17 protein-coding genes are annotated in these 26,140 nt (G+C 29.6%); 12 read left to right on the top strand and 5 right to left on the bottom strand.

Translation table 11 applies throughout. The features are described from left to right. Positions 1 to 12: 12 nt before the first annotated feature. The 4 genes from trpC to AC1XJX_RS02355 are packed head-to-tail and all read right to left on the bottom strand — an operon-like array spanning position 13 to position 3,795. Positions 13 to 798 carry an indole-3-glycerol phosphate synthase TrpC gene (gene trpC / locus AC1XJX_RS02370; protein ID WP_482002363.1) on the bottom strand — a complete coding sequence of 262 codons (786 nt, stop codon included), beginning with the start codon at positions 796 to 798 and terminating at the stop codon, positions 13 to 15. After that, a complete protein-coding gene (gene trpD, locus AC1XJX_RS02365) occupies positions 795 to 1,790 on the bottom strand; it encodes an anthranilate phosphoribosyltransferase (protein WP_482002362.1) in 996 nt (331 codons plus the stop codon). Before trpD ends, trpC begins: the two co-directional genes overlap by 4 nt. A gap of 30 nt (positions 1,791 to 1,820) precedes the next feature. Beyond that, positions 1,821 to 2,387 (bottom strand): anthranilate synthase component II, encoded by a 567-nt coding sequence (locus AC1XJX_RS02360; RefSeq protein ID WP_482002361.1) that lies wholly within the window; start codon positions 2,385 to 2,387, stop codon positions 1,821 to 1,823. A gap of 1 nt (position 2,388) precedes the next feature. Next, on the bottom strand, positions 2,389 to 3,795 hold the full coding sequence (locus tag AC1XJX_RS02355; RefSeq protein ID WP_482002360.1) for an anthranilate synthase component I family protein: 1,407 nt from the start codon (positions 3,793 to 3,795) through the stop codon (positions 2,389 to 2,391). A 292-nt stretch (positions 3,796 to 4,087) separates the two neighbouring features. On the opposite strand from AC1XJX_RS02355, the gene AC1XJX_RS02350 reads away from it, so the two are divergent. The 6 genes from AC1XJX_RS02350 (at position 4,088) to AC1XJX_RS02325 (ending at position 9,492) form a co-directional block, all read left to right on the top strand. After that, positions 4,088 to 4,630, top strand: a complete 543-nt coding sequence (locus tag AC1XJX_RS02350; RefSeq protein ID WP_482002359.1) for a TlpA disulfide reductase family protein — start codon at positions 4,088 to 4,090, stop codon at positions 4,628 to 4,630. Between the two features lie 6 nt (positions 4,631 to 4,636). Beyond that, a complete protein-coding gene (locus AC1XJX_RS02345; protein WP_482002358.1) occupies positions 4,637 to 5,245 on the top strand; it encodes a thioredoxin family protein in 609 nt (202 codons plus the stop codon). A gap of 109 nt (positions 5,246 to 5,354) precedes the next feature. Further along, entirely contained in the window at positions 5,355 to 5,672 is a 318-nt protein-coding gene (locus AC1XJX_RS02340; protein WP_482002357.1) for a rhodanese-like domain-containing protein, read from the top strand. A 256-nt stretch (positions 5,673 to 5,928) separates the two neighbouring features. Next, positions 5,929 to 6,198, top strand: a complete 270-nt coding sequence (locus tag AC1XJX_RS02335) for a hypothetical protein (RefSeq protein WP_482002356.1) — start codon at positions 5,929 to 5,931, stop codon at positions 6,196 to 6,198. Positions 6,199 to 6,560: 362 nt separating this feature from the next. Further along, positions 6,561 to 7,886 (top strand): sugar porter family MFS transporter, encoded by a 1,326-nt coding sequence (locus AC1XJX_RS02330; protein WP_482002355.1) that lies wholly within the window; start codon positions 6,561 to 6,563, stop codon positions 7,884 to 7,886. Next, a complete protein-coding gene (locus AC1XJX_RS02325; protein ID WP_482002354.1) occupies positions 7,876 to 9,492 on the top strand; it encodes a glycoside hydrolase family 32 protein in 1,617 nt (538 codons plus the stop codon). Before AC1XJX_RS02330 ends, AC1XJX_RS02325 begins: the two co-directional genes overlap by 11 nt. Positions 9,493 to 9,521: 29 nt before the next feature. Here AC1XJX_RS02325 and AC1XJX_RS02320 read toward each other — a convergent pair whose 3' ends face one another. After that, a complete protein-coding gene (locus AC1XJX_RS02320; protein WP_482002353.1) occupies positions 9,522 to 10,544 on the bottom strand; it encodes a LacI family DNA-binding transcriptional regulator in 1,023 nt (340 codons plus the stop codon). A gap of 488 nt (positions 10,545 to 11,032) precedes the next feature. Here AC1XJX_RS02320 and AC1XJX_RS02315 point away from each other — a divergent pair, with 488 nt between their 5' ends. From AC1XJX_RS02315 to AC1XJX_RS02290, 6 genes are all read left to right on the top strand, one after another. Next, entirely contained in the window at positions 11,033 to 14,014 is a 2,982-nt protein-coding gene (locus AC1XJX_RS02315) for a SusC/RagA family TonB-linked outer membrane protein (protein WP_482002352.1), read from the top strand. Positions 14,015 to 14,024: 10 nt separating this feature from the next. Continuing rightward, positions 14,025 to 15,635 (top strand): RagB/SusD family nutrient uptake outer membrane protein, encoded by a 1,611-nt coding sequence (locus AC1XJX_RS02310; RefSeq protein WP_482002351.1) that lies wholly within the window; start codon positions 14,025 to 14,027, stop codon positions 15,633 to 15,635. 155 nt (positions 15,636 to 15,790) lie between these two features. Further along, positions 15,791 to 19,057 carry a VCBS repeat-containing protein gene (locus AC1XJX_RS02305; RefSeq protein ID WP_482002350.1) on the top strand — a complete coding sequence of 1,089 codons (3,267 nt, stop codon included), beginning with the start codon at positions 15,791 to 15,793 and terminating at the stop codon, positions 19,055 to 19,057. Continuing rightward, the gene (locus AC1XJX_RS02300; protein WP_482002349.1) at positions 19,035 to 19,607 is read left to right on the top strand and encodes a hypothetical protein; all 573 of its coding nucleotides are present in this window, start codon (positions 19,035 to 19,037) and stop codon (positions 19,605 to 19,607) included. The genes AC1XJX_RS02305 and AC1XJX_RS02300 overlap by 23 nt, the downstream gene beginning before the upstream one ends. 3 nt (positions 19,608 to 19,610) lie before the next feature. Then, the gene (locus AC1XJX_RS02295) at positions 19,611 to 22,898 is read left to right on the top strand and encodes a VCBS repeat-containing protein (RefSeq protein WP_482002348.1); all 3,288 of its coding nucleotides are present in this window, start codon (positions 19,611 to 19,613) and stop codon (positions 22,896 to 22,898) included. A gap of 1 nt (position 22,899) precedes the next feature. Continuing rightward, positions 22,900 to 26,136, top strand: coding sequence for a VCBS repeat-containing protein (locus tag AC1XJX_RS02290; RefSeq protein ID WP_482002347.1), 3,237 nt, complete (start codon positions 22,900 to 22,902; stop codon positions 26,134 to 26,136). The last annotated feature ends 4 nt before the right edge of the window (positions 26,137 to 26,140 follow it).

Raw genomic sequence — 26,140 nt, 5'->3', positions numbered from 1 at the left:
AAACCTTGAGTTTCATTGTTCTAAAGTTTTGATGAATTCTGTTGCACTAGCTCCTGGATTATCAGTTTTCATAAAGTTTTCACCTATTAAAAAACCTTGATAGCCATAAGGTTGCAATTCTTTAATTGCCTCAATATTACTAATCCCACTTTCCGAAACTTTTATAAAATCATCAGGAATTAAACTGCTTAAGCTTTTGCTTGTATCTAAACTAACTTCAAAAGTTTTTAAATTTCTATTGTTAACACCTAACATATTAATACTTGGCATGATAGATTTTTGTAATTCTTCTTTATTATGAACTTCTAAAAGCACATCTAAATGTAAGCTTTTTGCTAACTCTGAAAATTGTTTGATTTCATTTCTAGTCAGTATGGCTGCGATTAGTAAAATTACATCTGCACCATATGCTTTTGCTTCTAATAACTGATATTCGTCTATAATAAATTCTTTACGTAATAATGGTAAGTTACAGCTAGCTCTGGCAGTAAGTAAATCATCTAAAGATCCTCCAAAATATTTTCCATCAGTTAAAACAGACATGCCACATACTCCTGCATCTTCATAGCCCTTTGCCACGTCTTGAACATTTAAACTATTGTTTATAATTGATTTAGATGGAGAACGTCTTTTATGTTCTGCAATGATTCCAGATTTACTGTTTCGTAAATTATTTGTAAGAGATATTGTTTGTTTTTCAAATAAAACAGATAGTTCTAATTGATTAACAGGAATAAGACTTTTTCGAAGAGCTACTTCGTTACGCTTATTTAATGTTATTTTATCTAGTATATTCATTTTTTACTTAATTCTACTAACTTGTTTAAACTTGCTTTTGCTTTTCCAGAAAACAATGATTCTTTAGCCATTTCAAATCCTTCTTTATGATGTATTTGTTTTACAGTAGCAATAGCTAATCCGGCGTTAGCACAAACTACATTGTTTTGAGCTTCAGTACCTTTACCATTAATAATATTTGTAAATATTTTTGCAGCGTCTTCAATCGTATTACCCCCAAAAATGGCTTCTTGTTTCACTTTTGAAAGCCCCAAATTTTCAGGAGAAAATAACGTTTCAGAGTGGTTGGAAATAATTTTGGCTTTCCCAGTTAACGAGATTTCATCGTAGCCATCTAAGGCATAAACAATGTTATAATTGGTATCAGTATTCTGATACAAAAAGCTATACAAACGCAGCAATTCTAAATTGAAAACACCTAAAAATTGATTTTTTGGAAACGAAGGATTTACCATAGGGCCCAACATATTAAAGAAGGTTTTAACACCTAGTTCTTTACGGATAGGAGCAACGTTTTTCATGGCTGGATGAAAAAGTGGTGCATGTAAAATACAAATGCCAGCTTTATCCATACAACTTTTTAAAAAGTCTTCATTGTTTGAAAATTTTACACCTAAATATTCTAAAACATTAGAGGATCCAGATGTTGAAGAAACCCCATAATTACCATGTTTTGATACGTGAATACCAGCGCCAGAAGTTATAAAAGAGGAAAGTGTTGAGATATTAAATGTGTTTTTACCGTCACCACCTGTGCCTACTAAATCTATGGCATTATAGTCTGTTAAGTTTATAGGTACACAAAGCTCTAAAAGCGCATCTCTAAACCCTTTTAATTCTTTAATCGTGATACTTCGCATCATAAAAACAGACAGAAAACATGTAATTTGACTTGGATTATACATGTTATTTGAAATATTAACAATAACCTGTTTAGCCTCCTCTGTAGATAAGGTTTCATGATTTATTAGACTGTTAAGTATATCTTTCATTATAATTAATTACTCTTTTTTTTTGGATATTTAATTATTTACCCAGTTTTCTAATATTTTTTTTCCGTTGGGTGTTAAAACAGATTCTGGATGGTATTGTACACCTTTTACATCATAAATTTTATGTCTTACAGACATAACTTGTCCGTTTTCATCAAAAGAAGTTGCTTCTAAGCTTTCTGGCAAATTTGGATTAACAACCCATGAATGGTAACGACCAACTTCAATATTTTTTTCTAAACCTTTAAAAAGTGATTCATCATCAACACATATAGTTACATTCGTAGCTACGCCATGATAAACATCATCTAAATTAATTAATGAACCACCAAAAACTTCGCCAATAGCTTGTTGTCCAAGGCAAACACCTAGAATGCTTTTTGTAGGCGCGTATTTTTCAATAATTTGTTTTAATAAACCAGCTTCGTCTGGAATACCAGGGCCTGGTGATAGTAAAATTTTATCAAAAGTTTCAATATCTTCTAATGCTAATTTATCATTTCTTAATACAGTAACGTCGCAGTTTAAATCTTCTAAGTAATGTACTAGATTGTAGGTGAAACTGTCGTAATTATCTATGACTAATACCTTTTTCATTTTAAATGTCTTCTGCTAGTTTAATAGCTTTAGTTAATGCGCCTAATTTGTTATATACTTCTTGTAATTCGTTTTCTTGATTTGATTTCGAAACCAATCCTGCACCTGCTTGCCAATTAAGCTTGTAATCTTTACTCAAAAAAGTACGAATCATGATGGCGTGATTAAAATTACCTTCAAAATCCATAAAACCAATAGCACCACCATAGTAACCACGGCTAGTTTTTTCGTATTGCTCAATCAATTGCATGGCTCTGTGTTTTGGAGCACCGCTTAATGTTCCAGCAGGAAACGTATCTGCCACAACTTGCATGGTTGAGGTTGTTTTGTGTTTGTGGCCTGTAACTTTACTAACTAAATGAATAACGTGAGAGAAAAACTGAACTTCTCTGTAAGTTACTACTTTTACTTGGCTACCGTGACGGCTTAAATCGTTTCGTGCTAAATCAACCAGCATCACATGTTCAGCATTTTCTTTGTCGTCTTTTTTAAGTTTTTCGGCTAATTCCTCATCTTTTTGTTCGTCGCCACTGCGTTTAAATGTGCCTGCAATGGGATGAATTTCAGCTAATCCATCACTTACAATAAGTTGAGCTTCTGGTGAGCTGCCAAATATTTTAAAATCCCCATAATCGAAATAAAATAAATAGGGTGAGGGGTTTATGCTCCTTAAAGCGCGATACACGTTAAAATCGTCTCCAGTAAATGCTTGCGAGAAACGCCTTGAAAGTACTAATTGAAAAACATCACCTCGGTTGCAATGTTTTCTGGCTAATTCAACATGTTCTTTAAACTCATTATCCGTTAAATTTGAATGGATGTCTCCTTTTGAATTAAAGTGAAAAGAAGCAAAATTTTGCACATTTATAAGCTTATCAATAGTATCAATATTATTCTCGGTATCTTCATAACAATGCGCGAAAATATAAGCTTCATTTTTAAAATGATTTATAGCGATAATATTTTTGTAAACCGCGTAATAAACTTCTGGAATAATAACTGAGTTATCTTTTTTAGTAATTTGAATATCTTCAAAATATCTTACAGCATCATAAGCTGTATATCCAAAAATACCATTGTTAATAAACTTAAAATTGGCATCAGAATTTACATCAAAGCGTTTTGTGAATTGATGAATTTCATCAGCAACATTTATATCTTTAGTAATATTTAAATTAGTTACACTACCATCAGGAAATGTTTGCTTAATCATTTCATTCTGAATTTTTATCGAAGCAATTGGATTAAAACATATATATGAAAAGTTTTTATGACTCCTGTGGTAATCACCACTTTCCAAAAGAATACTATTTGGGTATTTATCTCGAATTTTATAGTAAACAGAAACAGGTGTAATCGTATCGGTTAATATTCTTTTGTGATGCGTATAAAGGTTGTATGTCTTCATTTATAATTTATATTTTTAATTCTGAAACTACTATCAGAACAAAGAAAAAGGCTTGTCGTGAATGACAAGCCTTTTGGATATTTTTAGATTTAAATATACTAGGATTTTACTTCACGAACGTTAGTTTCGAAAGCACCACCACCAAGTTTTATTTAAAATTGAATTCATATTTAATTTTGTTTGCCCAAATATAGAAATGAAAAAATGATTACCCAAAACTTTAATCTACTTTTTACATAAAAGTTTGTTAAACTATTATAAATACAATTTAGTATTAATTAATTTTAGCCTTATGAAATTAAAAGTCATTTTTATTGCATTAATAGCAATAGTAAGTTGTAAAGAAGAAAAAGAATCTGAAAAAGTAGTTAATAATGAAACTGAAATAGCTATTAAAGTTATTGATTCAAATTCTATAGATTTAGAGGTTTATGACTTTAATGGTTTTGAAAAGTTTTTGAATAAAAATAACAATAAAACTTATGTGATAAATTTCTGGGCTACTTGGTGTGGACCATGTGTAAAAGAATTACCTTATTTTGAGAAGTTAAATGAAGCATACAAAAATGATGATGTAGAAGTTATTTTAGTGAGTTTGGATTTTCCATATTTATATGAATCTAAATTAAAACCTTTCATAAAAGAGAAAAAGTTAGCTTCTAAAGTTATTGCTTTAAATGATGTGGATATGAATACTTGGATACCTAAGGTAGATGTTAATTGGTCTGGTTCTATACCAGCAACCATTATATATAAAAATGATACGCGCAAGTTTTACGAGCAATCTTTTACTTATGAAGAATTAACAAAAGAATTAAATCAATTTTTAAATTAGAAAATCATGAAAAAATCTATCAAATTAATCTCGTTTGTATATGTTTTAGTTTTAGTAAGCGCATTTACAGTTAGAGATGGAGGTTATAAAATTGGTGACGTTGTTGAAGACTTTTCGTTAAAAAACATTGATGGTAAAACAGTTTCATTATCAGATTATAAAAACTCAAAAGGGGTTATTGTTGTGTTTACTTGTAATACGTGTCCTTACGCAGTTATGTATGAAGATAGAATTATGGATTTGAATACAAAGTATGCTACAAAAGGGTTTCCTGTCGTAGCTATTATGCCAAATAATCCTGAAGCAAAACAAGGCGATAGTTATGAAGCTATGAAAGAACGTGCTAAAGAAAAAGGGTTTAAATTTCCATATTTAATGGATGAGGGGCAAAAAATATATCCAAAATTTGGAGCTACCAAAACTCCTCACGTGTTTATTTTACAAAAAAAAGATGGTTTACATGTAGTTGAATATATTGGAGCAATTGATAATAATTATCAAGATGCATCGGCTGTTACTATAAAATACGTAGAGGAAGCTGTAGATGCTATGTTAACTGGTAAAGAGGTGTTTGAGAAAGAAACAAAAGCCATTGGATGCTCTATTAAAGTTTAAATGGATTAATAGGAATTAATAAAATAACAGAAGCATTAAAACCATCATATTCTTTTATGTAAGGTATTTAAACATTAGTTTTGTATTATTAAATTATCAAAAAAATATCATGGAAGATTTATCACAAGAAGATTGGAAAGAGCAATTAGCTAAAGACAATAATGCACTAATTATAGATGTTAGAACAACTGCAGAAGTAGCTGAGGGTATTATAGAGAACGCATTGCATTTAGATTTTTTCAAGGGTCAAGAATTTGTTAATGAAATTGAAAAACTTGATAAAAGTAAAAGTTACTATGTGTATTGTAGATCTGGAAACAGAAGCGGACAAGCATGCAAAATAATGGAACAATTAGGTTTTAAAAACGCTTACAACCTAGAAGGTGGTATGTTGCAATGGACAGGTGATGTTGTAGATATTGATTAATCATAAAATTCATTTCTTTTTCAAGTTAGTCATATTTTCTAATTATTTTTCTGTTGAAATACCAATTTATCCGAGATTATATTGACATAATTATCATTCATCTTTTTTTTAAGTAATTCATCTTTTTTATTATAGTTGAAGGAATCATTTGTATACTTTTGATAAAAATATTATTAATATTAATTTTTATAATGTTTCTAATTAAAAATTACTCTCAAAAATGATTAATTTATTAACCTTAGATTTTTAAAATAGCATGGATAACGGTTACGTAATATTAGGTATTATTGCATTATTGTTCTTGAGTATGTATGGTTTTTCATATTTATCTGTAGTTAGAGAAAAAATAGCTCAGAAAAATGAAGAGAAGAAACAATTAGAAAAAGAAGAATTAAGACGTCAAAGACGTATAAAAAATCAAGAAATCATTGATTTAAGAGTATCAGCATTCAATAAAAGAAAAGAAGAAATCCAACGAGAATTAATGCTTTTGGAAAGAATGAAAGAAAAACAAAAGGTTAGTTAAAACTTTAAAAAAAAATCACAAAAAAGTCCATATAGATTTAAATTTATATGGACTTTTTAGTTTAAAAAAAACCTCATATTTAATTTTTATTAGACTAATTTTTTATTAATTATAATTTTCAGTTTAATTTATCAAATCATATAATTATTGTAATTAATTTAAAAACTTTAACTTTTTTAAATCATTTTATTATTCATGAGTTTTGAGTAATTTAATTACTAATAATTTTAGGAAGATTTTAAAATTAATACTCAACGAAAACGATTTCGAAGTTTAAATTATAAATTAAAGACTAATGTATAATATTTAATTTTGAAGATTGATTATTTTACTTCACCAATTTAAACCAAGTAAATTAATATATGAATAATAAAATTTTAATCTGGTCTATTACTGCCGCATTAGCAGGCTTTCTTTTCGGATTTGATACCGTAGTTATTTCTGGGGCAGATAAGAAATTGCAGGCTCTCTGGGGTTCTTCTAATGCTTTTCATGGCTCTGTAGTTATGGCAATGGCATTATGGGGTACTGTTTTTGGTGCTTTGTTTGGAGGTATGCCAACCAATAGATTGGGAAGAAAGAAAACATTAATATGGATTGGATTATTTTATTTTATTTCTGCAGTTGGTTCTGCATTAGTTAATGATCCATATACATTTGCCTTTTTTAGATTTTTAGGTGGTATTGGTGTTGGTGCTTCAACTATAGCAGCACCTGCATATGTTTCTGAAATTTCTCCAGCTAAGGATAGGGGTCGATTAGTAGCGCTTTACCAGTTTAATATCGTTTTCGGAATTTTAATTGCTTTTTTATCTAATTATTTATTAAGGAATGTTGGTGAAAATGCATGGCGCTGGATGATAGGTGTGGAAGCTTTTCCTGCTTTAATTTACACCGTACTTATTTTTACAGTTCCAAAAAGTCCCCGTTGGTTAATTTCAAAACATAGAAATGAAGAGGCAAAGGAAGTTCTTAAGCTTATTAATCCTAATGGCGATGCAGAAAAATTAATGCAAGAAATAAAAGCGGAAAGTGAAAGTCATTTATCTGGGGAAAATATTTTTATGAAAAAATACCGATTCCCGCTTATGTTAGCTTTTTTAGTAGCCATGTTTAATCAATTCTCAGGAATTAATGCTTTTTTGTATTATGCGCCAAGAATTTTTGAAGAAGCTGGTTTAGGAGAAAGTACGGCCTTATTAAGTAGTATAGGTATTGGTGTAACAAATTTATTATTTACTTTATTAGGTGTTTTCTTAATAGACAGACTAGGAAGAAAAATATTAATGTATTTGGGTTCAATTGGTTATATCATTTCGTTAAGTTTGGTTTCAATGGCATTTTTTTTAAATTGGGAAGGGTTAGCTGTACCTATTTTTTTATTTATGTTTATTGCCTCTCATGCTATTGGGCAAGGTGCTATAATTTGGGTTTATATTTCAGAAATTTTCCCAAATCATTTAAGGGCAAGTGGTCAGTCTTTTGGAACTTCTACTCATTGGGTTTTAGCAGCCATTATACCCTCACTAGTTCCTGTGCTTTTTTCTAGTATTGGTGCAGGAGTTGTGTTTATGGTATTTGCAATTATGATGCTTTTTCAATTATTATTTGTCATTTTTATAATGCCAGAAACTAAAGGTATTTCACTTGAAGAATTAAGTAAAAAATTAGTTAGAGATGAAAAATAGGAAATTTCGTTTTTTCAATATTATTTTTTTTAACCTAATTTTCATTCTCGTTTTTAGTTGTAAAAAAAATTCCAAAGTATCTGAACACGAAATAACAGCTTTAATTGAAAATTCTGTAGAAGAAACTTTATATAGACCAAATTTCCATTTTACACCAAAAGCAAATTGGATGAACGACCCTAATGGGATGTTTTATCTAAATGGTAAATATCATTTATACTTTCAATATTATCCAGACGGAAATGTATGGGGACCTATGCATTGGGGTCATGCTATAAGTGAAAACTTGATTACTTGGGAGGAACAACCAATTGCACTTTATCCAGATGATTTGGGTCTCATATTTTCTGGCAGTGCTGTTGTAGACAAAGATAATATCTCTGGTTTTGGAAAAGATGGTGTCTCTCCAATTGTAGCTATTTATACATACCACAATATGGAAGGTGAAAAAGCAGGTGAAATTGATTTTCAAACCCAAGGAATTGCTTTTTCTTTAGATGAAGGCATGACATGGATTAAATATGATAAAAATCCAATAATTTCAAACCCAGGTATTAAAGATTTTAGAGATCCAAAAGTGATATGGGATAACTCAAATGATAAATGGATAATGTCTTTAGCTGCTGGAAATAAATTAATGTTTTATAGTTCATTAAATTTAAAAGATTGGAAATTTGAATCCGAATTTGGAGAGAATATAGGTGCTCATGGTGGTATTTGGGAATGTCCTGATTTATTTCCAATTAAAATTGAAGGTTCAGATAAAACTAATTGGGTTCTGCTAGTAAGTATTAATCCAGGTGCTCCAAATGGTGGGAGTGCTACACAATATTTTATAGGTGATTTTGATGGTAGTACGTTTACGCTTGATAAAGATTTTTCAAATCAATTAAGTAATCAAAATGCACTATGGCTAGATTATGGTCGTGATAATTATGCAGGGGTAACTTGGTCTAACATTGCAGAAACTGATGGTAGAAAATTATTTATTGGCTGGATGTCTAATTGGGATTATGCAAGAGATGTTCCAACATTTAAATGGCGAAGTTCTATGACAGTTCCAAGAGAACTTAGTCTCAAAAAACATAACAATACATACCATTTAAAAAGTTTGCCAGTTGAGGAGCTTTATCATTTTGTTGAAAAAAGTTTAGTTAAAGATTCATTGAGTAACAATCAAATAAATTTTGAACTAAATAATTCTATCATTGGTATGACTAAAACAAATATAGAATTTGAACTTTCTGATTTGAAACATAATATTTATAATTTTTTAATTTATAACAAACTTGGAGATTCATTAAGTATCGGTTTAGACAATTTGAAAAATGAATTTTTTATTAACAGAAAAAAATCTGGTAAAGTAAATTTTTCCGAAAAGTTTGTATCAAATATTTCTAAAGCAAGAGCTCTTAAAACCTTAAATCAATTAAAAGTTAAAATTCTTTTAGACAAAACATCTGTTGAAGTTTTTTATAATGATGGAGAGGTTGTTATGAGTGAATTGTTTTTTCCAAATGGGCCAATGGAAAAATTTAATATCATTTCAGATGACAAAACCTTTAAAATTGAAAACTTAAAAATTCAGGAATTTGATTTCAAATAAGTAAATAAAAACACGAATCTTAAATGATCTTAACAAGAATTTCTGATTATTAATTCAGTATCAAGTATTATTTTTTGATACTCATAAGCAATGCCTTTGTGTTTATAATCTATTTCTTTAATTAAAATTTCAGTTGATTTCTCACCCATTTTCAAAGCATTTTGATCAATTGAAGATAAGCTTGGGTTAGTAATTTTTGTCATAAACCAATTACTAAACCCAAATATTGCTATCTGTTCTGGTACTTTAATATTGTTTTTATTGAAATAGTCAAGAGCACCAATAGCAATAAGATCATTTACAGTAAAAAGCCCATCAACATTTTTACCATGGTCATTAATAAGTTTTTCAGCACTATTAAAACCATCTGAAAAATCTGAATTATTATCACATATATAAACTAGGGTTGGATCAAATTCAATATTGTGATCTAACAATGCTTTTTTATATCCTAAAAAACGATCAATAGAATTTTGCGGATTTAAATCGCCTCTAAAATGTGCGATTCTTTTGTATCCTTTATTTATGAGGTGGGTAACAGCATCATAGGCTGCTTTTCTGTCGTCAATTAATACTTTAGAGCAATTTATTGTTTTTGCAATTTTATCAAACAGAATTAAAGGGACATTACTATCAATTACTTTTTGTAAGTGACTAAAATCTCTGGTTTTATTTGATAAAGACATGATAACACCATCGACACCTTTGCTTAGTAATAAATCAATTTGTTTTTTTTCAAGTTCAAAATCTTCGTTGGATTGCATTAAAAAAATCATGTAATTGTTTCTTTCTGCCTCTTTTAAAATACCTTCGATTACATTTGAGAAAAAATGATGAACCATAGTGGGAATTATAACCCCAATAGTTTTAGATTCTTTCATTCTCAAGCTTACAGCAAATGAGTTTGGTGTATAATTAAGTTTTTTAGCTAATTCTTGAACTTTAGTTTTAGTTTCCTCATTAATATCTGAATAATTTTTTAATGCTTTAGATACAGTAGAAGTTGAAATACCTAATGTTTTAGCTATAACTTTTAAAGTAACTTTAGACATATTTAATTTGTTGGTTATTTAGTTAGTTAATTATTAAATGTAAGTAAAATTAGGGTAAAAGTTTAGTGCTAAAAAAATAAAATTTATAAAAATCTAATTTTATCATATTCTTAATTTTTAGTTTATTTTTTTTGTGATAATGTAAAAATTATTGTATTATTATACTATAAATTTAATTAATTTTATAGAAAATTCATGTTTTAAGCTCTATTTTAATCATTTATATTTTGGATATAATAAATTATTACCATAATTTTGCTTTATATTGAAATTTGAGCTTATTTTTTTATTTAAAATGAATTTCAAACCTATATTTTTATCAAACTCATAATTACCGAAAACGTTTTCGGTTTAAAAATGCAATATTTTTCATTTTTTTCTTTTAAATACCCTTATAAAATGCAAAATTCGCTTTTTAATTAACAGCATTTTAACACTACCTTTTAAGTGTTGTTTTATTAACTATTTAATTATTAACTAAACTCAATATGAAAAACAAATTACTAAAAAAACTTTTGCTTCCGCTAGCGTTGCTACTTGGAAGCTTTATTTATGCGCAAACAGTTTCAGGAGTTGTTTCTGATGCTTCAGGCCCATTACCAGGAGTTAACGTAATAGTAAAAGGTACAACTACCGGAACTGTTACTAATTTCGACGGAGAGTTTAAAATTAACGCTGACAATGGAGCTACACTTGTGTTCTCTTTTATTGGTTATTTAACTCAAGAGGCTGTTGTCTCAGGTTCTACCCTTAATGTTACGTTACAAGAAGATGCTGCTCAACTTGATGAAGTTGTAGTAGTAGGTTACGGTAGTACCACAAAAAAAGAGATTACTTCTGCAGTTACTAAAGTAGGTGAAGAAGAGTTTAACAGAGGTACAATTAATAACCCTTCCGAATTATTACAAGGTAAAGTTGCAGGTTTGAGTATCTACAACAAAGGTGGTAATCCAAATGAGGATGCTGTTATTCGTTTAAGAGGTATTTCTACAGTAGGTGCAAATTCACAACCGTTAATTGTAATCGATGGTATTATTGGAGCTTCTTTAAATAACATTGATCCTGCAGATATTGAAAGTATGACAGTGCTTAAAGATGGTTCTGCTGCTGCAATTTATGGTTCTCGTGGATCTAGTGGTGTTATCATCGTTACTACAAAAAGTGGTAAAGCTGGTACAACATCTGTTTCTTACAATGGGTCAGTTGCTTCTGCTTCTATTGCTAGACAAGTTGATAATATGACTGGTGATGAGTTTGCTGCTGCAGGTGGTACTGATTTAGGTAGTAGAACAGATTGGATAGATTTAGTAACAAGAAACGCAGTAACTAGCATTCATAACGTTGCTATTACTGGTGGTTATGATGATACTAATTTCAGGGTTTCAACTAACTTTAGAGATGCTCAAGGTATCCTAGATAAATCAGGATTTAATCAATTTAACACAAGGCTTCAAGCATCTACAAAGATTTTGAACGACAAATTGAAAATTGATTTCAATGCTTCTTATACAAAAAGAGAATCTCAATTTGGTTTCAATGAGGCATTACGTTACGCAGTTCTATATAATCCAACTGCACCTGTTTTAGGTGTTGATTCTCCTTATCCATATAATGGTGATCCGTATAATGGTTATTTTGAAACTTTAGGTTTATTTGATAGTTTCAACCCAGTATCAATCATAAATCAAAATACCAATAATGGTAGTCGTAACGAATTTACTTATGGTGCAAACTTAAAGTATTCTGTTAGTGATAATCTTAGTGTATCTGCTTTATATTCTGAGCAATCAAGAAAATTAACTAACAGTGAGTACTACAGAACTACTTCTTTATTTAGAGGTAATGCTACAAGTCCATTGCGTAAAGGTTTAGCAAGACTTTATACTAGAGCTGACGAATTTCAATTATTTGAAATGTTTGCAGATTTTAATGTAGATGCTTCAGAAAAATTAAATTTAAAATTCACTGGTGGTTATTCTTGGCAAGAAGAAACTTTTAATGATTATTTCTTATCTGCTGGAGATTTTCCAAATGATGATTTAGCTTACATAGATGCTTTAGAGTGGTCTCAAGATCGCATTAATGCTGGACAAATTGAGCTAAGTAGTAACAGATCTCCTGAACAAAGAATTATTGCATTCTTTGCTAGAGCTAATGCTACTATTGATGATGCTATTTATATTAACGCTTCTATCCGTAGAGAAGGTTCTACTAAATTAGGAGAAAATAACAAATGGGGTACGTTTCCTGCATTTGGTTTAGGTGTAGACTTAAATAAATATTTAGGTCTTGATAACGTGGATTTATTTAAAGTACGTTTAGGTTACGGTGTTACAGGTTCTTTACCTGGGCAATATGGTTTAGCAAATGCTAGATTTGAACCAACAGGTGATTTATTAAGTACGAATCAAGTAACCGATGCTAACCCAGATTTAAAATGGGAAGAAAAAGCTGAAACCAACTTTGGTATTGAATTTAACTCAGGACGCTTATCTGCTACTTTAGATTTATATACTCGTAAAGTATCTGATTTTATTATAGATAGAGCTGTTGATGCAGCTGTTTTTCCTACAGGTAGACGTGTTGAAAATGGTGGAGATTTATCTACAAATGGTATTGAGTTAGCTTTAAATTATGATATTATTAAAACTGAAGATTTAACTTACAACAGTGGTATCGTTTTCTCTAGCTATAAAACTACTTTAGATTCTTTCGCTACTACTACTTTAAATGGTAATTTAGGTGCTCCTGGTCAAAATGATACGAATGTAATCTTAGTTGCTCCTGGTCAAGAAATTGGTTTAATTTATGCACCTGTTTGGGATGGAACAATTACTGATGGAAGTCAAAATTTTGTGGATGTCAATGGCGATGGTACTATCCAATCTGGACAAGTAGTAGGTAATGCTATTGATGCAGACGGTGATGGTGTAATAGATGGAGATTTAACTGAAGTAGGTAAAGGTATTCCTGATTTTGAGTTAGGATGGTCTCATACTTTAACTTACAAAAACTGGGATGTTAATGCATTTTTTAGAGGTGCATTTGGACACAGTTTAGTAAATAACTTTAGAGTATTTTATGAGCCAAGAGTAGGTTCTCAAGGATCTTATAATTTCATCAACACAGAGTTAGCAAATGCTGATATTACAAATGCTAAATTTAGCTCATTATATGTTGAAAAAGCCGACTTTATTAAGCTAGACAACATATCAGTAGGTTATAATTTTGATATTGCTGATGATAATAAATATATTAAGAGTTTAAGAGTATCATTAAGTGCTCAAAACTTATTTACAATAACAAACTATACAGGAGCAGATCCAGAACCAGCTCTAGCTGATAGAGGTTCAGTTGATAATGGTGGTTTCTTAGGTACTAATGCTAATCCATTAATACCAGGTATAGATAGAAGATATAACTATTTTCAATCTCGAACTATAACGTTTGGTGTAAATGTTAATTTTTAAAAAAAAAACTATGAAAAACATTTTTAAATTATTTTTTACGTGCAGTGCAGTAGTGTTAGCTGGTGCCTGTACAGACTTAGATGAAGTTCTAGTAGGTGAAGTTAGTTCTCCTTTTAATGGGGAAGAACCTGCATTTGCTAATTTTGATGGAGGTGGTGCTGGACCAGCTGATGCTGTAGCTTCTGCTTACAACCAATTAAGAGAGGCTGGTTCTGCTAATCATGGTGGATACTTTTCTGTTCAAACAGTTTCATCTGATGAAGCCGCTGTAACACAAAAAGGCGGTGACTGGTTTGATGGTGGTATCTGGATTGATATGCACAGACATACTTACGGTCCTACTAATGGTCCTGTAAATGGAACTTGGGTTCAACAATATTCAGCGATTGGTGCTTGTAATACAGCATTAGCTGGTGGAACTTTAGATGCTAACCAAACAGCTCAAGTAAGAGCTTTACGTGCTTTCTTTTACTACCGTTTATTAGATTTATATGGTAGAGTAAAAATTGTTACAACTCCAGGAGTAGATGCACCACAATCAACAAGAGAACAAGTTTTTAATTTTGTTGAAAGCGAATTATTAGCTGCTTTAGGTGTAGCTTCAATAAGCCCTACAATGAATTTAGATGCAAGTCCACTTGCAACAGCAAAAACTCAGTACAGAATCAATCAATTTGCAGCATTGGGTTTAATTGCTAAATTATATTTAAATGCTCAAGTTTATACTGGAATACCAAGATGGGCTGAAGCCTCTGCTGCTGCTGACTATGTTATAAACAATGGTGGTTATACATTATGTGCTGATGGATGTACTGTGCCTAATGAAGGAAGAAGACCTAGTGTTGCTACTGATCCTGATGAATTAGAAGGTTACGCTGCAGTATTTGCGCCTAATAATCAAAATAACCCTGAAATTATTTGGTCTATAGCTTACGATAATGTTACTGGTGGAAATATGAATTTTGCTCAAATGACGTTACATTATTCTAGTCAATTCACTTGGAATATTCAAAACCAACCTTGGAACGGTTACTCAGCTTTAGAAGAATTTTATAATTCTTACGAAGCTGGTGATAAACGTAAAACTGCTAATTTTATAGTTGGTGCTCAAGCTGATTATGAAGGTTCTGTAATTTTAGATTATGCTGCTCCAATTGATGAGATAGAATTAAATTATTCTGTAGATATAAACGAGTTAGAGCCTAATGCATCTAGAAAAGGTGGTGCTCGTATGGGTAAATTTAGTTTCCGTCAAGGTCAAAGAGATAATATGGATAATGATTACCCTATCATTAGATTAGGTGATTTACATTTAATCCGTGCTGAAGCTGACGCAAGAAATGCAGGAGATTGGTCCTTAGCTTTAACTGATGTTAATACGATTAGAGCAAGAGCAGGTGTTTCTGCTTTAGCATCTTTAACTGCTGATTCGTTTTTAGCTGAAAGAGGTAGAGAAATGTTTATGGAAGTAACACGTCGTCAAGATTTAATCCGTTTTGGTAGATTTAATGACGCTTGGTGGGAAAAACCTGCTTCTGCTGCTACTAAAAATGTGTTTCCAATACCACAAGAACAACTTGATGCAAGTGCAGGAACTTTAACACAAAATCCTGGTTACTAGTATTAATTTTTAAGTATTATTTGAAAAAAAAGGGGTACTTTTATAAAGTATCCCTTTTTTTAAACTTAGTTTTCTATTTTTAAAATAGTAATAATAGTCTGAGATTTTTATTTATTTTACTACTCTTACTTCACTTAAACTAATTATAACCACTGATGAAAAACTTGTTAATCATTTTTATTTCAAGTTGTTTGTTTATATCCTGTATTTCTGAAAAAAAGAATTCAAACTTATTTATATTAAAAAATAGTTCTACTAGAATCACTTTTGAGAATACTTTAAATTATACTGAAGTTTTAAATCCCTATACCTATAGAAATTTTTATAATGGTGGTGGCGTTGCTTTGGGTGACATTAATAATGATGGGTTATTAGACATTTACTTTTCAGGTAATTTGGTTGACAATGAATTATATTTAAATAAAGGCAATTGGAAATTTGAAAATATTACTAAAAATGCAGGTGTTGGATGTGAAAATGTTTGGTCATCTGGTGTTACTTTTATTGATATAAATTATGATGGGTTTTTAGATATTTATGTTTGTAAAGCAGGACCACCTAGTGATAATGCGAACAGACACAATGAATTATTTATAAATAACGGTGATTTAACTTTTACAGAACAATCCAAAGAATATGGATTAGATTTGGTAGGACTTGCGGTTCAAGCTAATTTTTTTGATTATGATAAGGATGGTGATTTAGACTGTTACTTGTTAAGTAACTCTATTAAAGCTGTTGGTAATTATGATTTTATAAAAGATCAAAGAAATAAACCAACTAATAATGGCAACAAGTTATTAAGAAATGATAATAATTATTTTGTAGATGTAACTGATGAAGCCAATATATATTCTAGTGCTATTGGTTTTGGTTTAGGTATTTCAGTTAGCGATTATAATAATGATACTTGGCCTGATATTTTTATTTCAAATGATTTCTTTGAAAGAGATTATTTATATATTAATAACCAAGACGGCACTTTTAAGGAAGATTTAGTAAACCAATTTGGTTCTATTTCTATGGGTTCTATGGGAGCTGATGCTGCCGATTTGGATAACGATTCCAGAACAGATATTATGGTAACTGAAATGTTACCAAAAACAATTGAGAGACAACGTACAAAAACATTGTTTGAATCATGGAATAAACATGAAATGGCCAATAAAAATGGCTATCACCATCAATTTTCTAGAAATACACTTCATAGAAATATGGGAAACAATTCGTTTCTAGAAGTTAGTCGATATTCAAACGTAGCAGCCTCAGAATGGAGTTGGGCATCATTAATGTTTGATGCCGATAATGACGGTTTAAAAGATATTTTTATAAGTAATGGCATATATAAAGATTTGTTAGACAGAGATTATTTAACATACATGGCTAATGAGGATAAGATTAGAGACATGATAAAGACTGATAAAGAAGTCATGAATAAACTTATAGACTTGATGCCTTCGCAAGCATTGCCAAATGCAGTATTTAAAAATGAAGGTCATTTTGATTTTACAGACCAAACATCAGCTTGGGGTTTAGATAAACCAAGTTTTAGTAATGGAAGTGCATATGGGGATATTGATAATGATGGTGATTTAGATTTAGTAGTTAATAATGTAAATATGCCTTCATTTATTTATGAAAACACTTCAGATTCTACCAATTATAAAAGTATAACCGTAAAGTTGATTAGTGGAGGTAAAAACACTTATGCCATTGGTGCAAAGGCAGAAATATTTTATAATGGAAAACAATATGGGGTTTTAGAAAATTTTCCGTCAAGAGGTTTTCAAAGTTCTATATCACCTAATTTATTATTTGGTACCAACAGTAGTCATGTAATAGATAGCTTAATTATTACTTGGCCAAATGGACAAAAAAATAAACATGAAAGCTTAAAAACTAATCAAACTTATACCTTTAAACAACCAGATATAGGTGATTTAGCTCCAAATAATAATATCTATAATTTTGAAAATCCACTAATTGGAACTGATGATTTTTTTCAATTTATTCACAAAGAAAATAATTCAGTAGATTTTAATATGGAACAATTATTACCCGAAATGTTTAATAACGAAGGGCCTAATATTACAAGTGCTGATATAAATAATGACGGGATTAATGATTTTTATATTGGAGGTGCAAAAGGGCAAACAGGAGCTTTGTTTATTTCTAAAAAAGATGGTTATTTTGAAGAAATAACAGAACCTTTTAAATTTAATGCTAAATCTGAGGATACCGATGCTGCTTTTTTTGATAGCGATAATGATGGTGATTTAGATTTATATGTTTGTAGTGGCGGAAAATCATTTTCAAAATTCGATTTTTCATTAAATGATAGATTATATATTAACGATGGCAATCAAAACTTCACTTTAAGTTTAAAATCTTTGAAATTTGAAGTACCAATTAGTACATCCACTATTTCAGTATATGATTTTGATAAAGACGGGGATAATGATATTTTTATTGGAGAACGCTTTAAAGTTGAAACTTATGGTATACCAACTTCTGGTTATATATTAATTAACAATGGTAATAATAATTTTGAAACTACTAATCCCAATTCATTAAAAAATATTGGATTAATTACGGATTCAGAATGGGTAGATTTAAATAATGATGGCTTAAAAGATTTAGTAGTTGTTGGTGAGTGGATGCCTATTTCTGTTTTTATAAATAACAAAGGTGTTTTATCAAATAAAACAGCAGATTTTGGATTAAGTGAAACATCTGGTTTTTGGAAAACAATTAAAGTAAGTGATATAAATAATGATGGTTTACCAGATATTATAGCTGGTAATAAAGGAGGGAATTCATTCTTTAAAAATGATACTAGAATGTACGTCTCAGATTTTGATAATAATGGTACTGTTGAGCAAATTATCTGTCATAAAAAGGGGGGGGATTATTATCCTATTTTGGATAGAGATGAGTTAATTTCTCAAATAGCTAGTTTAAAACAAAAGTTACTTTTTTATAAGGATTATGCCAATGCCAGTATGAAAACTATTTTCAATAATGAGCAGCTTGATAAAGCAACAATTTTAGATGTTAAAATGATTAATTCAACCTTATTTATTAATAAAAATAATAACTTTATAGCTAATAATTTACCAAATGAAATACAATATTCAAACGTCGAAGCTATTGAAGTTTTAGATATTAATAATGATGGTTACTTGGATATGTTTTTTGGAGGTAATCAGTATTTAATTAAGCCTCAATTTGGAATACAGGACGCTTCAGAAGGTTGGTTGCTATATGGAGATAAAGGGAAAATATTTGGTAAAGTTTTACCATTACATATAAAAGGTCAAATAAGAGATTTTAACTTAAATAAGTTAAACGGTAAAAATTATTTGTTAACTACAATTAATAACGATAGATTAAAATTTTATGAAATTAAATTATCTAAATAAGATATTACTTTTTTCTTCAATTATATTAGTTTACTCATGTCAATCAGACTATACAAAACTTGTTAAAAAGGAGTTGGCTAGTGGTGTAAAGAATGACTCAGTATTTTATAATTTAAAATTCGGACAAACAAAAAGTCATTTTTTTGAAACTTGTTGGGAGTTAAACAAAAAAAGAATTTTAACTCATGGACCTAATAATAGCTATGTTCAAAGTTTTTTGTATCCTAAAGATTCTACAAATACAACTGAAACAATGCGCATGTTGTTTTATGCTAAATTCAACTCAAAAGACATCATAAAAGCTATAGATGTTAAATTTTCTTATGTAGCTTGGGCGCCATGGAATAAAGAATTACAATCAGATAAATTATTGCCAAAAATACAAGATACCTTAATGAAATGGTATCCTGGAAACGATTTTATGAAAGTTAAAGATGTTTTAGTAAAGGTAGATGGTAATAGACAAATTCAATTATCTATTGAGTCAGAAGTTGAAGTTTCTGTGCTTATTGAAGATCTATCATATAAGTATAATAATTTGAATAAGTAAAAAATGATAAAACATACTTATATATTTTGTGTTTTAATAATACTCTTTTCTTGCAGTAAAAAAGAAGACACGGTTATTGAAGTAAAACCTCAATTTGAGTTACTATCCTCAGAAATAACAGGAATTGATTTTAAAAATGATTTAACCTCCACCGATGATTTTAACGTTTATAAATACCGAAATTTTTATAATGGCGGTGGTGTTGCCATAGGCGATATCAATAATGATGGACTACAAGATGTATATTTAACTTCAAATTTAAATCAGAATAAACTTTACTTAAATAAAGGAAATTTTAAGTTTGAAGATATTACTGAAAAAGCACTAGTTGGTGGTACAAAAGCTTGGTCTACAGGTGTTTCAATGGTTGATATAAATGCAGATGGCTATTTAGATATTTATGTTTGTAATTCTGGTGATGTAAAAGGTGATAACAAGCAAAATGAATTTTTTATTAATAATGGCGATTTAACCTTTACAGATAAAGCTTCTGAATTAGGATTAGATGATAAGGGCTTTTCAACCCATGCCTCTTTTTTTGATTATGACAATGATGGCGATTTAGATGTATATCTTCTAAATAATTCGTATCAAGCTATTGGTAGTTTTAATTTAACAAAAAATGAGCGCCCAAAAAGAGACGTTTTAGGAGGTGATAAATTATTTGAAAACAGAGATGGTAAATTTATTGATGTTAGCGAAAAAGCAGGTATCTACGGAAGTATTATTGGTTTTGGTTTAGGTGTTACCGTGGGCGATATGAATAATGATGGTTGGCAAGATATTTATGTTTCTAATGATTTTTTTGAAAGAGATTATCTATATATAAATAATCAAAATGGTACGTTTAAAGAGTGCTTAACATCGTCATTAAATTCTATTAGTGGCGCATCTATGGGTGCCGATGCTGCAGATATTAATAATGATGGATACAACGATATTTTTGTAACAGAAATGTTACCTAGCGAATATGATAGACTAAAAACAGTAACCACTTTTGAAGATTGGAATAAATATCAATATAACTTAAAAAACGATTACTATCATCAGTTTACTCGAAACATGTTACAACTAAACAATAGTAATTTAACCTTCAGCGAAGTAGGGCGTTTTAGTGGTGTTGAAGCATCCGATTGGAGTTGGGGAGCCTTGTTTTTTGATATGAATAATGATGGGTTTAAAGATCTTTTTATTGCTAACGGTATTTACAAAGATTTAACCAATCAAGATTATTTAAAATACATATCAAATGAAGAAGTCTTACAGGCTTTAGTGTCAAATAATAAAGTAGATTATAAAAAATTAATTGATATCATTCCTTCAAATAAGGTTAAAAACCATGCTTATATTAATAAAGGTAGTTTAGAATTTAAGCGTGAAGAAAATGGTTTAAATACGGAAGGCTTTTCAAATGGTTCTGCTTATGGGGATTTAGATAATGATGGCGATTTAGATTTGATTGTTAATAATGTAAATATGCCATTATTTGTTTATCAAAATAATTTAAAAGATAAAAATTCTCATTATTTAAAAGTAATACTAAAAGGTGAGGGATTAAATGCAGATGGAATCGGCGCTAAACTTAAATTGACTAACAAATCAAATACCTATTTTTTAGAGCAACAACCTGTTAGAGGTTTTCAGTCATCTATGGATAATAGAGCTAACTTTGGATTTAAAGATACAGATAGTTTAACATTATCAGTTACATGGCCTTCTGGCAAAGTATCAAAGTTATCAAGTTTAGAAGCTAATAAAACCATAACCTTATTTGAGAAAGATGCCACTATAGAAACGCAACAACGGCTAGTTAATAATGAAATTGATTCTGATATTTTTACTAAAAACGAGGATTTTTTAGATTTTGTGCATAAAGAGAATAATTATAGCGATTTTAATATTGAACGGTTATTACCTTTTATGCGCAGTAGCGAAGGTCCAAAAATGGCTCTAGGTGATGTAAATGGTGATGGTGAAACAGATGTTTTTATTGGAGGATCAAAAGGTGTTTCAGCCAAATTATTTTTGCAAAAAAATAATCGATTTACAGAAAGTAATACTTCAGTTTTTGATAAAAACAAGGCTTCTGAAGATGCAGAAAATGTGTTTTTTGATGCAGATAATGACGGTGATTTAGATTTGTATGTTTGTAGTGGAGGTGTTGAGTTTTCAAAGTTTAGCCCAAATTATTTAGATAAGTTATATTTTAATGATGGTAATGGTAATTTTACAGTATCACCTCAGATTTTGCCAACAAAATCTGGTTATCATAGCAGTAGTACTGTAGCGATTACAGACATCGATAATGATAACGATTTAGATATTTTTATTGGTGAAAGAATGATTCCAAATGCTTATGGAACATCAGGCTCTGGTTATCTTTTGATAAATGATGGTAAGGGAAATTTTAATGAAAATTCCAATCAAATCGCTCCAAAATTTAAAGAATTAGGAATGATTACTGATGCTATTTTTACAGATATTAATAATGATAATTTTAAAGATTTAGTAGTTGTTGGAGAATTTATGGGTGTTAAAGTCTTTGTAAATAATAACGGTGTTTTTACTGAATCTAAAAATAATCAGTTAGCTAATTTGAAAGGATGGTGGAATACCATACAGCAAAGCGATTTAGATAATGATGGTGATATGGATTTAATTTTGGGTAATCATGGCTTAAATAGTAGGTTTAAAGCAAGCGTTGAAAAACCAATAAAACTATTTACAAATGATTTTGACGGAAATAGTTTTTCAGACCCAATACTAACTTTCACTTCAGAAAATGGAAAACATTACCCTTATGCATTAAGACATAATTTAGTAGATCAATTAAAATATTTAAGTAAGAAATATCCAGATTATGAATCGTTTAAAGATGCTTCAATCACAGATATTTTTACTAAAGAGCAATTAGATAGTAGTATCGTTTTAGAGGCTAATACCTTAAATTCAATAATTCTTATTAATAAAGGCGATTTTAATTTTGACGTAAAAAGCTTGCCTTTTGAAACCCAATTTTCTCCAATTTATGCTATTTCAACCCACGATTTTGATAATGATGGCGATCAAGATATTCTTCTAGGAGGTAATTTAAATGGTGTTATGCCTGAGTTTGGAAGATATGATGCGTCTTATGGAAACTACCTTGAAAATCTTGGAGGGAATAATTTTAAATATCATAAAACAGGTAAAGGCTTGAAGATAAACGGACAAATAAGAGATATTAAAATAATAAATAATAAAATTTTAATAACTAAAAATAACGACTCGTTAGAGGTTTATAATTACTAATATGACAAAGAAAATAGTCTTTATTTTTATATTAATTTTAGGTTGTACCAAAAAAGAGGATAACACTTCAGTTGAAGATGTTACTACCGATATTGCTGCTTTTAATACAATTGATTCAAAAGTTTCGGCAATTGATTTTTCAAATGATTTAGTAGATACAGGCGATTTAAATATTATTGAATATCTCTATTATTACAATGGTGGTGGCGTTGCTATGGGAGATATAAATAATGATGGTTTGGATGATATTTATCTGACTGCAAACCAAAAACCAGATAAATTATATCTTAATTTGGGAGATTTAAAATTTAAAGATATCTCTTTAACATCAGGTATTAGTCAAGAGTCAACATGGTCTACAGGTGTAACCATGTCCGATGTTAATAATGACGGTTTTATAGATATTTATGTATGTAAAGTAGGTAATTATAAAAGCTTAAAGGCTCATAATGAATTATATATTAACAATGGCGATAATACATTTAAAGAGCAATCTGAGGCCTACGGTTTGAATTTTTCTGGATTATCAACTCAGGCTTCTTTTTTTGATTATGATAATGATGGAGATGTAGATATGTATTTATTAAACCATTCTGTTCATACACCATATTCATACGGAAACACTAATTTAAGGTTAAAACCAGATTCTCTTGCAGGAGATGTTTTTTATGAAAATATCACAGAAAATGGTACAACAAAATTTATTGATGTTACAGAAGCATCCAAAATTTACAATAGTGCCTTAGGTTATGGGCTTGCTATAGCAACATCTGATATTAATAATGATGGGTTTATTGATATTTATGTAGGTAACGATTTCCATGAGAATGATTACTTATACATCAATAACGGCGATAAAACATTTACGGAGTTAAGTGATGCTTATTTTAATCATACTTCAAGGTTTACTATGGGTGTTGATGTTGCAGATATTAATAATGATGAAAAATTGGATATAATCACCCTAGATATGATGCCTAATAAAGCAGAAATTTTTCTTAAATCTGGAGGTGAGGATACTGATAAAGTAGATAAAATAAAAAAGTCATTTGGATTTCAACAACAATATGCACGCAATCATTTACAAATAAATAAAGGAAACTACTTTATGGATGTTGCTTTAATGTCTGAAACTCACGCAACAGATTGGAGTTGGTCGCCATTAATTATGGATTATGATAATGATGGTTTAAATGATATTTACATTACAAATGGAATTTATAAAAGACCTAACGATTTAGATTATATAAACTATTTGAGTAATTTGGATTTTGCTAAATATGCAGAAACCGAGCAAGATACCTTAGAGCAAAAGCTAATTAATACCATGCCAATGCTTAATTTGCCAAATGTTTTATTTAAAAATGAAGGTAATTTAACTTTTCAAAAGAAACTGCTGGAAAAAGATAATTTAAGTACTTACTCAAACGGAGCAGCCTACTCAGATTTAGATAATGATGGCGATTTAGATATTGTAGTAAATAATATAAATCAGAAAGCTACACTTTTAGAAAATACTGCATCTAATAATTATCTTACTATAAATTTATCTCAAAATAACAGTTTAACTAATACTAATGGAGCTAAAGTATATCTCTTTTCTGGCGATAAATCTTATTATAAGGAGCAAACTACAGTCAAAGGATTTTTATCAAGTTCAACACGAAAAGTACATTTTGGATTAAATAATATAGATAAAGTAGATTCTTTAAAAGTTATTTGGAATAATGGTACTGAAACAGTAAAACAAGATATCAAGATAAATTCTGAGGTAGAGATTAATAACGAAAATGCCAAAAAATATTCATACGATAACAAATTACAAAATATAGAAGTCGTTGAGTTTAATTACCAACATCAAGAAAACAACTTTTTAGATTATGAGCGTGAATCTTTAATTCCTGAGAATCTCTCTACAGAAGGACCATCAGTGGTTTTTGAAGATTTTAATTCAGATGGGTTAAAAGACTTATTTATTGGGGGTGCCAGAAATCAAGAACCGGTATTTTATTTACAAAATGTTGATGGTAACTTTAAAACTAAAAATATAATTGCCTTTAAAAAAGATGTAATGTTTGAAGATGTAGATGCTGTAGCATTTGATATTGATAATGATGGCGATTTAGATATTTATGCATTAAGCGGGGGTAACGACTACCAAGAGGGCAACCCTATGCTAGAAGACAGAGTTTATATTAATGATGGAAAAGCAAATTTTACAAAATTAAATTCCAATTTATTAAAAACTAATGGGGGGTCAGTCTCTACTTTTGATTTTGATAAAGATGGTTTTGATGATTTGTTTATTGGCAACAGGTCTATTCCTGGAGCTTATGGATTAACACCTATTAGTTATATTTTACGAAACCGTGGTGAAAATAATTTCGAAGTTGTTGAGCAAAAAAGATACGGAATGATTACAGATAGTAAGTGGGCAGATATAGATGGCGATGGTCTGATTGAATTAATTTTAGCTGGAGATTGGATGCCAATAACTGTTTTGTCATATAATTCTAATGGGAAATTTGATAATAAAACGCAAAAATTTGGCTTAGATAAAAGCAATGGTATGTGGAATGATATTGAAATTACCGATATAAATAATGATGGTTACTTAGATATTATTGCTGGAAATACCGGCTTAAATTTTAAATGGAAAGCCTCAATTGAAAAACCTGTTAAAATTCACTTAGATGATTTTGATAAAAATGAACAATTAGATCAACTCATTTTTTACAATTACTTTGGAAAATATGCTCCTTTTGCATCAAAAGATAAGCTTGTACAACAATTACCATCATTAAAAAAAAGGTTTTTAAATTATAATGTGTTTTCAAAAGTTGAGAACGTTTTTGATTTAATCCAAAAAGAAGAATCTGAAATTTTAGAAACTAAATATATTTATGAGCTACAATCGATGATATATTTAAATACTGGCATCACATTTACACCTCAGCCTCTCCCAAAACAAGCACAACTTAGTACTATTGAAGATATTATAATTGATGGGAATAAAATTGTTTTCACAGGGAATTATAATGGGTTTGTTGTAGAATTAGGACAAAGTTCATCAAACTCAGGAGGTGTATTAACATCTAATAAAGATGGTGTATTTGACTATCAATCTTTAAACCTACCAAAACAAATAAGTGGTAGAAAAATAATTAAGCTAAAAGAAAATAGCTATTTAGTTATTACAAACAACAACAAGTCATATAGAATAAATTTAAAAAACTAGAATA

Source organism: Flaviramulus sp., assembly GCF_982512915.1.
The sequence above is the reverse complement of the archived record's forward strand: the minus strand, read 5'-3'. Positions and strand labels throughout refer to the sequence as shown.

Excerpts from the sequence above, each read along its gene's own strand:
- trpC (WP_482002363.1), bottom strand. The coding sequence starts at position 798 with ATGAATATACTAGATAAAATAACATTAAATAAGCGTAACGAAGTAGCT.
- trpD (WP_482002362.1), bottom strand. The coding sequence starts at position 1,790 with ATGAAAGATATACTTAACAGTCTAATAAATCATGAAACCTTATCTACA.
- AC1XJX_RS02360 (WP_482002361.1), bottom strand. The coding sequence starts at position 2,387 with ATGAAAAAGGTATTAGTCATAGATAATTACGACAGTTTCACCTACAAT.
- AC1XJX_RS02355 (WP_482002360.1), bottom strand. The coding sequence starts at position 3,795 with ATGAAGACATACAACCTTTATACGCATCACAAAAGAATATTAACCGAT.
- AC1XJX_RS02350 (WP_482002359.1), top strand. The coding sequence starts at position 4,088 with ATGAAATTAAAAGTCATTTTTATTGCATTAATAGCAATAGTAAGTTGT.
- AC1XJX_RS02345 (WP_482002358.1), top strand. The coding sequence starts at position 4,637 with ATGAAAAAATCTATCAAATTAATCTCGTTTGTATATGTTTTAGTTTTA.
- AC1XJX_RS02340 (WP_482002357.1), top strand. The coding sequence starts at position 5,355 with ATGGAAGATTTATCACAAGAAGATTGGAAAGAGCAATTAGCTAAAGAC.
- AC1XJX_RS02335 (WP_482002356.1), top strand. The coding sequence starts at position 5,929 with ATGGATAACGGTTACGTAATATTAGGTATTATTGCATTATTGTTCTTG.
- AC1XJX_RS02330 (WP_482002355.1), top strand. The coding sequence starts at position 6,561 with ATGAATAATAAAATTTTAATCTGGTCTATTACTGCCGCATTAGCAGGC.
- AC1XJX_RS02325 (WP_482002354.1), top strand. The coding sequence starts at position 7,876 with ATGAAAAATAGGAAATTTCGTTTTTTCAATATTATTTTTTTTAACCTA.
- AC1XJX_RS02320 (WP_482002353.1), bottom strand. The coding sequence starts at position 10,544 with ATGTCTAAAGTTACTTTAAAAGTTATAGCTAAAACATTAGGTATTTCA.
- AC1XJX_RS02315 (WP_482002352.1), top strand. The coding sequence starts at position 11,033 with ATGAAAAACAAATTACTAAAAAAACTTTTGCTTCCGCTAGCGTTGCTA.
- AC1XJX_RS02310 (WP_482002351.1), top strand. The coding sequence starts at position 14,025 with ATGAAAAACATTTTTAAATTATTTTTTACGTGCAGTGCAGTAGTGTTA.
- AC1XJX_RS02305 (WP_482002350.1), top strand. The coding sequence starts at position 15,791 with ATGAAAAACTTGTTAATCATTTTTATTTCAAGTTGTTTGTTTATATCC.
- AC1XJX_RS02300 (WP_482002349.1), top strand. The coding sequence starts at position 19,035 with ATGAAATTAAATTATCTAAATAAGATATTACTTTTTTCTTCAATTATA.
- AC1XJX_RS02295 (WP_482002348.1), top strand. The coding sequence starts at position 19,611 with ATGATAAAACATACTTATATATTTTGTGTTTTAATAATACTCTTTTCT.
- AC1XJX_RS02290 (WP_482002347.1), top strand. The coding sequence starts at position 22,900 with ATGACAAAGAAAATAGTCTTTATTTTTATATTAATTTTAGGTTGTACC.